At 68.4% G+C, this 9,824-nt stretch carries 7 protein-coding genes; 4 read left to right on the top strand and 3 right to left on the bottom strand.

The features are described from left to right. The first annotated feature begins 109 nt into the window (after positions 1 to 109). Both B2Y21_RS15880 and B2Y21_RS15875 read left to right on the top strand, forming a co-directional pair. Positions 110 to 1,009: a hypothetical protein gene (locus B2Y21_RS15880; RefSeq protein WP_292060822.1), complete on the top strand. Its 900-nt coding sequence runs from the start codon at positions 110 to 112 to the stop codon at positions 1,007 to 1,009. A 423-nt stretch (positions 1,010 to 1,432) separates the two neighbouring features. Further along, positions 1,433 to 4,627, top strand: coding sequence for an autotransporter domain-containing protein (locus B2Y21_RS15875; protein ID WP_292060820.1), 3,195 nt, complete (start codon positions 1,433 to 1,435; stop codon positions 4,625 to 4,627). Positions 4,628 to 4,866: 239 nt separating this feature from the next. Here B2Y21_RS15875 and B2Y21_RS15870 read toward each other — a convergent pair whose 3' ends face one another. Further along, a complete protein-coding gene (locus B2Y21_RS15870; RefSeq protein ID WP_292060819.1) occupies positions 4,867 to 5,613 on the bottom strand; it encodes a polysaccharide deacetylase family protein in 747 nt (248 codons plus the stop codon). Between the two features lie 111 nt (positions 5,614 to 5,724). Here B2Y21_RS15870 and B2Y21_RS15865 point away from each other — a divergent pair, with 111 nt between their 5' ends. Continuing rightward, a complete protein-coding gene (locus tag B2Y21_RS15865; RefSeq protein WP_003165881.1) occupies positions 5,725 to 6,624 on the top strand; it encodes a glycine--tRNA ligase subunit alpha in 900 nt (299 codons plus the stop codon). Next, positions 6,624 to 8,693: a glycine--tRNA ligase subunit beta gene (gene glyS / locus B2Y21_RS15860; RefSeq protein WP_292060816.1), complete on the top strand. Its 2,070-nt coding sequence runs from the start codon at positions 6,624 to 6,626 to the stop codon at positions 8,691 to 8,693. Before B2Y21_RS15865 ends, glyS begins: the two co-directional genes overlap by 1 nt. A 188-nt stretch (positions 8,694 to 8,881) precedes the next feature. Here the strand turns inward: glyS and B2Y21_RS15855 are convergent, their stop codons facing one another. After that, positions 8,882 to 9,307 (bottom strand): acyl-CoA thioesterase, encoded by a 426-nt coding sequence (locus B2Y21_RS15855; protein WP_125902131.1) that lies wholly within the window; start codon positions 9,305 to 9,307, stop codon positions 8,882 to 8,884. Between the two features lie 6 nt (positions 9,308 to 9,313). Beyond that, positions 9,314 to 9,664, bottom strand: a complete 351-nt coding sequence (grxD, locus tag B2Y21_RS15850) for a Grx4 family monothiol glutaredoxin (protein ID WP_087141491.1) — start codon at positions 9,662 to 9,664, stop codon at positions 9,314 to 9,316. Between the last annotated feature and the right edge of the window lie 160 nt (positions 9,665 to 9,824).

The raw sequence follows: 9,824 nt of genomic DNA, 5'->3' as shown, positions 1-9,824 counted from the left end.
TGGATCGGCCGGGCTGGTGGGCGCGGCCTGTGGTGCTGGGCGCGCCGGATATCGAACCGCGTGCGGTTATTTAACCGGATTTACAGCCCCTGCGGCCAAGCTGGCCGCCATGACCCAGCTCTCGCCCGAACAGACCGCCGCCTTTGAACGCGCCCTGTCGCGCCTGTCGCCCGCCGACCGCGCCCGCGTGAACGAGCTCAAGGACGCCGCCGCCCGCGCCGCCGCCGAGGTCGCCCCGCACTGGGATTTCGAACTGGCCGCCCGCACCGTCGACGGCCTGCTGGGCGAGGGCGCGAACGACGACCAGAGGCGCGGCCTGATCGCCGCCTGGGCGCTGGAGCTGCCCGGCCGCATCGCCGCCGAGCGCCTGCCGCAGGCCGTGCTGGCGGGCTATCCGACCTATGTGGACCGGCTCGCCGCCTATCTGGACAGCGGGGCGGACCCGTATGATCCCGACTTCTGGGCCAAGGACGTGCGGGTGTCCCTGGCGCTCAGCGTGCCGGGCAGCAACACCCAGATGCTGGACCTGTCCTCGCCCGTCGGGCCGGGGCTGGTGGTGCGGCACATGCTGGGCGGGCGCGGTCCCGGTCCGCTGATCGGCTGGGTTCAGGCGGGCGGCTGGCGACCTTGGCTCGAGACGCACACCGAGGCGCGCGACCTGTCGGATTTCAACGAAGCGGGTTGGGAGCGCAACTGGGCCGCCGCCGCCGCCCTGTTGAAGACGCGGCCGGAACTGGCGGGCGTCATCGGCTCCAGCTGGTTCTTCGATCCGCCGCTGGAGACCATCAGCCCGCGCCTGACCTATCTGCGCGCCACGCCGACGAAGAACGGCGCCTTCATGATCCATCAGGGCGGCGGCGAGATCCACGACGAGCGCGCCTCCGCCTCCTCGCCCACGCGCCGCGCCATGATCGAGACGGGCGAATACAGCGCCTGCTCCTGGCTGTTGTGCTGGCCTCGTAAACCGTTGATTCGCTGGGCCGAGGCTCAAGGGCTGCTTCAACCCTAAGGCGAGAAGTGCGACGTATTGACGCTGTTGTGGCTCAATTCTGGCGAAGAAATGGCGGCTTGATGTGTGTGTCGGGCGCCTCTGGGTCATGAGGGGCGGGGATTGGAGAGAAATTCCAATTTCGGCACACTCAAGCGTGACAGTTTTGGGGAAGCGGCGTCTGACAGAATGATCTGCGTTCTGCGATTGACAGTAGGCGGAGGTTTCCGTCTCAAATGCTTCAGAGAGGGGCGCGTGGAGCGGCGGCTACAGCTGTCGGGACGGAGGCGACCTCTCTTGAAATAGTCATTTTCGCTTGTGTGGGGATCTATGATTAACGCGTTCAAGGCGGGCCTGCTTGTTGCGGCCGCCGGTTCCGCCCTTGTGTGGGCGAGTGATGTTTCCGCTCAGACGAGTGTTACGCCGCCGCCGGGCGGGTTCTACATGGCGGACGGGTCGCGCACTGCGGACTACGACGCGGCGCTGACGTCCTGGCGCGAAGACGCCCAGTTCTCGGTCGACTACTCCAAGGCTTATCTGGGGCTAGAGCACGCCTACGCTCTGGGCCTGTCGGGCAAGGGGCTGACGATCGGCGTCAATGACGCGGGCGTCTACATGGATCACCCGCTGTTCGGCGGGGAAGGCAAGATCAAGGGCCTGAACACGGTCGTCTCGGGCGACTACGGCAACGACGGCCGCATCAACCCGCGTCGCGGCTGGGAAGGCCACGGCACCCACGTCGCCGGCACCATCGGCGGCGCCCGCATCGAAGGCGAGGCCATGTTCGGCAACGCCTTCGGCGCCAACATCTATTCGGCCACGACCAACTTCGCCGCCGGCGACTTCCTGTGGTTCCGCGACGCCCTCATCAACGGCGACACTGTCAGCACGCCGTTGGAGAACATCATCGACCTGGCCAATACGGGCGAAGTCCGGATCATCAACAACAGCTGGGGGTCGGGGAACAACATTCCCTACGACGCGCCGGCGGACGTCGTGAAAGGCCTCCTCGGCGAGGATCTCGGCGATCTCTACAAGCCGGTTCTGGACCACGACGTCCTGGTCGTCTTCTCGGCCGGCAACGGCTACGGCGTCCACGCCAGCATCGATGCGCTGGCTCCCATGTCGGATGCGCGCCTGCGCTCCAACTGGCTGTCGGTGGCCAACTACACGGGTGACCTGACGCCCAGCCCCTCGACCAGCTTCTGCGGCCAGAGCGCAACCTGGTGCGTCGCCGGGCCGGGCCACCAGATCGTGTCGGCGGTGCCCGGCTTCGAATTCGATTTCGACGCCATCGTGGCCCAGTACCGTCCGGCCGACTATCGCCCGCTCTATACGGCGACGACGGTCGCGGCGTTGCAGGCCGCTTCGGTGAACCGCTTCCTGGGCGCGCTGAACACCTATCTGAACGCCAAATACGCCGCTGAAGACGCCGGTCTTCCGTTCGACGAGGCCGCTGCGCGTCGTCGCGTGGCCGAAGAGGCCGTGGCCATCACCCTGATCTCCGGCGGTCGTCTCAACGACCCGGACGGCTTCACCTCGCAACTGGCGGGTCTGCTGACCTCGACCGGCAACATGGCCATCCTGACGCCGGAGTTCTCGTCTGATGTCCTGACCCAGGCCAACGCCCTGCTGATGGAGCGCCTGGAGACGCTGGTCACCTTCACGGGGCCGGATTACGCCGCCTATACGGGCACGTCGATGGCTGGGCCCAACGTCGCGGGCTTCGCCGCCCTGCTGATGGAGAATTTCGCCGAGTATGACACGGCCCTGATCGGCGACATCCTGGTGTCCAGCTCGCTGGACCTGGACACGCCGGGCGTGGACCTGAGGTCCGGCTGGGGCGCGCCGCAGATGGAGGTCGCGCTGAAAGGCCCGACGGCTCTGCGCGCCGTGCGCGACGTCGAGGTGCGCGTCGGTACGGTCGATGTGTGGAGCAACGATATCGGCGATGCGCGCGACCGCTATTCGGCCGAGGTTCTGGCCGAATACCCGGACGACATCGGCGGCATCGTCAAGAAGGGCGGCGGCGAGCTGGTCCTGACGGGCGCCAACGACTACACCGGCGCGACCCGCGTCGAGGGCGGCCTGCTGACCGTCAACGGCAGCCTGATCAACTCGACCTCGACCGTGGCCGACCTGGGTATGCTGGGCGGCGTGGGCCGTCTGGCCGACGTGGTTGTCGACAAGGGCGGGGTTCTGTCGCCGGGCGATACGGCTAACCCGTTCGGCACGCTGACCATCGCCGACAACCTGGTGTTCAAGGACGGCTCCTATCTGTGGATTCGCTCCAGCGTGAACGGCGCCCAGCACTCGCGCGTCGCCGTCGAAGGCGCGACGACGCTGGAGGGCGGCAAGGTCATCCTGAAGGCTGACCAGGGCGAGTGGAACCTGCGCACCCGGATGGACATCCTGCAGTCCGAGGGCGGCGTCACCGGCGTCTTCGCGGGGGCCGAAAGCGACCTGGCCTTCCTGAAGCCGATCCTGACCTACAGCGACAAGGCCGTGCAGCTGACGCTGGCGCGTAACGACGTGACCATCGCCTCGGTCGGCGTGACGCCGAACCAGAAGTCGGTCGGCGCGGCCCTGGACGTCATGACCGGCGAGGCCATGACCAACCCGCCGGCGGGCCGCAACACGGCGCTGGAAGACGCCATCCTGGACGGCAGCGCCGACAACGTCCGCGGCGCCCTGAACAGCCTGACGGGCGAGGTTCACGCCACCCTGGCGGGCGTGGCTTCAGGCGACTCGCGCTTCATCCGCGACGCCATGCTGACGCGCGGCCGCAACGGCACGACGCAAGCGACCGACGGTCGCGGCGTCCCCGTCTGGGCCTCGGGGGTGTTCGGCAGCGGGCGTCAGGACAACGGCGAACTGGCCGGCTTCCGCAGCGAGGCCACCGGCTATCTGGCCGGCGTCGAGAAGACGCTGAACGGCCGCGCCCACATCGGCGTCGCCGTCGGTGAGAGCCAGTCGGAAATCCGCGCCAACCGCCTGCGTTCGACGGGCGAGGTCAAGACCCAGCACATCGGCGTCTACGGCGCCGCGACGCTGGGCGGCTTCGACTTCCGCCTGGGCGGCGCCTGGATGGATTCGCGCACGCGCACCGACCGTTCGGCTTCGCTGAACCGCTTCAACGAGCAGTTGACCGGCCGCTATGACGGCGAAGCCTGGCAGGCCTACGGCGAAGTGTCGTGGCGCAAGTCGGTCATGGCCTCGACCGTGCTGGAGCCGTACCTGAACTACACCCGCGTCGAATACGATGCGGACGTGGTCGAGCGCGGCGGCGACGCGGCCCTGTCGGGCGACGTTTCCCAGACCTCGGACCTGCTGACGGCGGGTCTGCGCTCCGAGACACACCTGGCGGGCGGCAACGGCCGTCCGGCGCTGTCGGCGATCGGCCACCTGGCCTGGACCGAAGACCTGAGCGGCGACGGCCCCGTGTTCAATGCGGCCTTCTCGGACGGCCCGGTGTTCCGCGTCGAAGGCGCCGACCTGAACTCGGGCGCGCTGCAGGCGGGCCTGGGCTTCAACATCGAAGCAAGCAAGTCGACCAACATCGAGGTCGGCTACTCGGGCGTCTTCAACGACGACTACAAAGACCACCGCCTGACCGGCCGCGTCAGCTTCCGGTTCTGATAAGGCGGGCGCCGGGGCTTCGGCCCCGGCGATCCTGACGGACAGACGCCGTCGCCCTCAGCGGGCGGCGGCGTTTTTCTTTGGGCGGCGCATGCTGAAACCGCTCATCCCGGCGGACGCCGGGATCCAGTGCTTTGGCTGCCAACTCCAGGCGGATAGCTGGCTCGCTCACCTCAGACGGCCGCGCGGGAGGCTCTTACTGGATCCCGGCGTCCGCCGGGATGAGCGGTGAGGAAGATTCAGACGCCGCTCAACCGCTCCCACGCCTCGCCGACCGGCAGGATCTCCAGCCCGGCCGCCTTGGCCAGGCGGATCAGGCGGTCCAGATCCTCGGGCGTGCAGCCGTAGGGGGTGGGATCGCTCTCGACGTCATGGCCATAGGCGATCAGCCAGCCGGGCGCCTCGGCCGCGCGCGCGACCAGAGCCTCCAGGTCGTAGTGGGGCAGGCGCCGCGACTCCAAGCCGATGGCCTGAAGGTTGGCCCGGTCGGCGCGTCCGGCGTTGACCCCGTCGCGCACGCCGCGGCCTAGCAGGAAGCGCTCGTCGATCACCGTCTTGGCGCCCAGGGCCACGTCGCCGAAGGGCCAGGCGAAGGTGGTCATGACGTGGCCGTCCAACCGCTCGGCGACCCAGGCGGCGTTCTTCGCCAACTGGTCCGTCAGCGCGGCGGGGCTCAGGCGCAGGGCGCTGACGTGGTCGAAGGTGTGACAGCCGACTTCATGCCCGGCCTCATGCGCGGCCTGCAGGTGTTCGACCTCGAACTGAGCCTTGCCGATGTTCTCGCCGTCGCACAGCCCGCCCGCGACGTAATAGGTCGCCCTGATCCCGTGTTCGGCCAGGATTGGCCCGGCCTCGGTCCAGGCGCTGGCCGGGAAGTCGTCGAAGCTGAGGCTGAGAATCCCCCGCGCAGGCGCGATCGTCACCGGCCTGACGCCCAGGTAGCGCGCCGCCCGGCGGCGCATCTGATCGATCCGTTGCTGCATCATGGGCGCCTTCTAGCGCAGATGCGCTTGCAGAAGGGTGAAGGATTGCACCGCCTCGCCTTGCTGGCGAAGCGTGGCGGCCCTATGGTCCGCGCCTCCCGAAATCGGACCGAAATGTCGACCGTGGCCGCTGCTGAACCTCTATCGTTTCAGGACCTGATCCTGACCCTGCACCACTATTGGAGCGAGCAGGGCTGCGCCATCCTGCAGCCCTATGACATCGAGGTCGGCGCCGGAACCCTGCACCCCGCCACCGTGCTGCGGGCGCTGGGCAAGAAGCCGTGGAAGGCCGCCTATGTCCAGCCGTCACGCCGCCCCGGCGACGGCCGCTATGGCGAGAACCCCAACCGGCTGCAGCACTATTACCAGTATCAGGTCATCCTGAAGCCGAACCCCGACAACCTGCAGGAGCTGTATCTGAACTCCCTGCGCGCCATCGGCATCGACCCCAGCCTGCACGACATCCGCTTCGTCGAGGACGACTGGGAAAACCCCACCGTCGGCGCCTGGGGCCTGGGCTGGGAGGTCTGGTGCGACGGCATGGAGGTGACGCAGTTCACCTATTTCCAGGGCGTCGGCGGCATCGAGGTCGACGTGGTCTCGGGCGAGCTGACCTACGGGCTGGAGCGTCTGGCCATGTATGTCCAGGGCGTCGACAACGTCTATGACCTGAAGTTCAACAAGGAAGGCCTGACCTACGGCGAAGTCTTCCTCGAGAACGAGCGCCAGCAGTCGGAAGCCAACTTCCACGGCTATGACGTCGCCGCGCTGAAGCGCCGCTTCGAGGACATGGAGCGCGAAGCCGCCCACTTCCTGACCATGAAGGGGCCGCAGGGGCAGCCGCTGGTGCTGGCCGCCTATGACCAGGTGCTGAAGGCCTCGCACCTGTTCAACCTGATGGACGCCCGCGGCGCCATCGCCGTCGCCGAACGCCAGAGCTACATCGGCCGCATCCGCGACCTGTGCAAAGCCTGCGCCCTCGCTCAAGTCGAACACGAACGGGCGACCGCCTGATGTCCCAGCTTCTCCTCGAAATCTTCTCCGAAGAAATCCCCGCCCGCATGCAGCAGGGCGCCGCGCGCGATCTGGAGCGCATGGCGTCGGACCGCCTGAAGGCCGCGGGCCTGACCTGGGACGCGCTGACGACCTATGCCGGACCGCGCCGCCTGACGCTGGTGATCGACGGCCTGCCCGCCGCCACGCCTGACCGTAATGAAGAGCTGAAGGGGCCCAAGGCCTCGGCCCCCGCGCAGGCGCTGGAAGGCTTCCTGCGCAAGACCGGCCTGACGCAGGACCAGTTGGTCGAGCGCGACGGCGTCTGGTTCGCCGAAATCAGCAGCAAGGGCCGCGCGACCACCGAGGTCGTGGCCGAAAGCGTCGACGACATCATCCGCCACTTCCCCTGGCCCAAGTCGATGCGCTGGGGCACGGGAACCCTGCGCTGGGTGCGGCCGATCAAGCGCATTCTGGCCCTGTACGACGGGGCGGTGATCCCGTTCGAGGTCGACGGCATCCAGAGCGGCGACGTGACCGAGGGCCACCGCTTCATGGGCGCGGGCCAGCCGTTCGCGGTCAAGGACTTCGCCGACTATCGCGCCAAGCTGGAGCGCAACTTCGTCCTGCTGGACGCCGCCGACCGCAAGCTGCGCATCCTTGAGGGCGCCAAGGCCGTCTGCGCGGCCAGGGGGTTGGCTCTGGTCGATGACGACGGCCTGCTGGACGAGGTGTCCGGTCTGGCCGAATGGCCGACGCCGATCCTGGGCGACATGGACCCGCAGTTCCTGGCTCTGCCGCCGGAAGTGGTCCAGCTGTCGATGAAGGTGCACCAGAAGTATTTCGCCGTACGCGAACCGGGCAAGGACGGGCTGGCCCCCCACTTCGTCGTCGTGGCGAACGTCGAGGCGACCGACGGGGGGCAGGCTCTGGCGGCGGGCAACGCCAAGGTGCTGTCGGCCCGCCTCAGCGACGCCGAGTTCTTCTGGACCGAGGACCAGAAGGTCGGCTTTGACGCCTGGAACGCCAAGCTGAAGGACGTCACCTTCCACGCCAAGCTGGGCACTTTGGCCGAGCGGGTGGACCGCATCGCCGCCCTGGCGCGCGAGATCGCCCCGCTGGTCGGCGCCGATGCGGCTCAGGCCGAACAGGCCGCGCGCCTGTCCAAGGCCGATCTGGCCTCGGGCATGGTGGGCGAGTTCCCGGAACTGCAGGGCATCATGGGCGGCTACTACGCCCGTCTGGCCGGTCAGCCCGACGCCGTGGCCGACGCCATCCGCGACCACTACAAGCCGCAGGGACCGGGCGACACCGTCCCGACCGCCCCGGTCACGGTCGCCGTCGCCATGGCCGAAAAGCTGGACACCCTGGTCGGCTTCTTCGCCATCGACGAAAAGCCCACGGGCTCGAAAGACCCCTATGCGCTGCGCCGTGCGGCGCTGGGCGTGATCCGGCTGGTGCTGGAGAATGGAGCTCGCGTCGGCCTGCGCCGCGACGCCTTCTCACCGGCCATGGCCGCCTTGGAGAAGGGACATATTCAGCGCGCGGTCGACAAGCTCGCGGTTGAAACTGAACTCAGCGCCTTCTTCGCCGACCGTCTGACCGTCCTGCTGCGCGACAAGGGCCAGCGCCACGACCTCGTGGCGGCCGTCTTTGCGCTGGGCGACGACGATCTGGTGCGGATCGTGCGTCGGGTGGAGGCGCTGGCCGCCTTCCTGGCCACGGACGACGGGGCGAACCTGCTGGCGGGCTACAAGCGCGCCGCCCAACTGCTCAAGGCCGAGGAGAAGAAGGGGCCGCTGCCTGAGGGCGCCGTCGCCACCGGCCTGCCGAACCAGCCGGCGGAAGAGACCGCCCTGGCCTTCGCCGCCGCCGCCGCCGCCTCGGCCGTGGACGCCGCGCTGGAGGCCGAGGACTTCGCCGCCGCCATGACGGCCCTGGCCGCCCTGCGCGGCCCGGTGGACGCCTTCTTCACCGCCGTCATGGTCAACTCCGACGTGGCTGAAGAGCGCGAAAACCGCCTGAAGCTGCTGGTTCAGGTGCGCGGCGTGATGAACCGCGTCGCCGACTTCGGCCAGATCGCGGGCTGACGCGCTCAAGCAGCCGAAGGCGTTAGCGAACGACATGATCCTTCTCCCCTTGTGGGAGAAGGTGGCTCGCGAAGCCTGACGGATGAGGGGTTGCGCGACGTCAGGTCGCGCGGCCCCTTTTTGCGTTGAGGAGACACCCCTCATCCGGCCCTGACGGGCCACCTTCTCCCACAAGGGGAGAAGGGCCGCTATGCCTTGAACGGCCCCAGCATCTCCGCCGGAATGCGGGCGGGGCGCAGGGTCTGTGCGTCGACCAGGCACCATTCGGACAGGCCTTGCGCGCACAGGCGGCCTTCGGCGTCCTCGATGCGGACATAGCGGTTGAAGCGCGGCCCTTGCGGATCGCCGACCCAGGTGCGGGCGACGACGCCGGTCGCGTCGGGCGCGATGGCGCGCAGGTAGTCGATCTCGTGCCTCAGGGCGATCCACGACCAGCGGGCGCGCGTCTCGTCGTCGAAGCGCGCGTTCCAGTGGGCCGTGCCCACGTCCTGCAGCCAGCCGACGTAGACGACGTTGTTGACGTGGTTGTTCTCGTCGATGTGTTCCGGCCGCACGTCCAGCGGGACGACGAAGACCTCGCGGTCCTCACGCGGTTGCAGCTGCGGCCGGGCCATCGGCGCTTAGGCCTCGCCGAGGGCGACGCCCTTTTCGGCCATCAGGGCGGCCAGTTCGCCCGACTGGAACATCTCGCGCACGATGTCCGAGCCGCCGACGAACTCGCCCTTCACATAGAGCTGGGGGATGGTCGGCCAGTCGGTGAAGGCCTTGATGCCTTCGCGCAGAGCTTCGTCCTGCAGCACGTCGACGCCGACGAAGGCCGCGCCCACGTGGTCGAGGATCTGGACCGTGACCGAGGAGAAGCCGCAGCGCGGCGAATCCGGCGTGCCCTTCATGAAGAGCACCACGTCATGCTCGGCCACCGTCTGGGCGATGAAGGCGTGGACGGGATCGGCGGCGGTTTGTTCGGTCACTGTGTCGGAACCCTTCTGCGAAGCCCGTGAGCTAGGCGCCCAATGGGGCCGGGTCAAGGCCGCGCGTGCTCTCGGCCCGGCGCGCTCAGGCGGTTTGAGGGCGCGGCGTCAGGCGTTCGGCGCGCTCGGCCAGGCTGGAGGAGCCGTGCTCGCGCGCGGT

This window comes from Brevundimonas sp. UBA5936, assembly GCA_002430835.1.
Classification (GTDB): Bacteria; Pseudomonadota; Alphaproteobacteria; order Caulobacterales; family Caulobacteraceae; genus Brevundimonas.
This window is presented reverse-complemented; position numbering and strand designations above follow the sequence as displayed.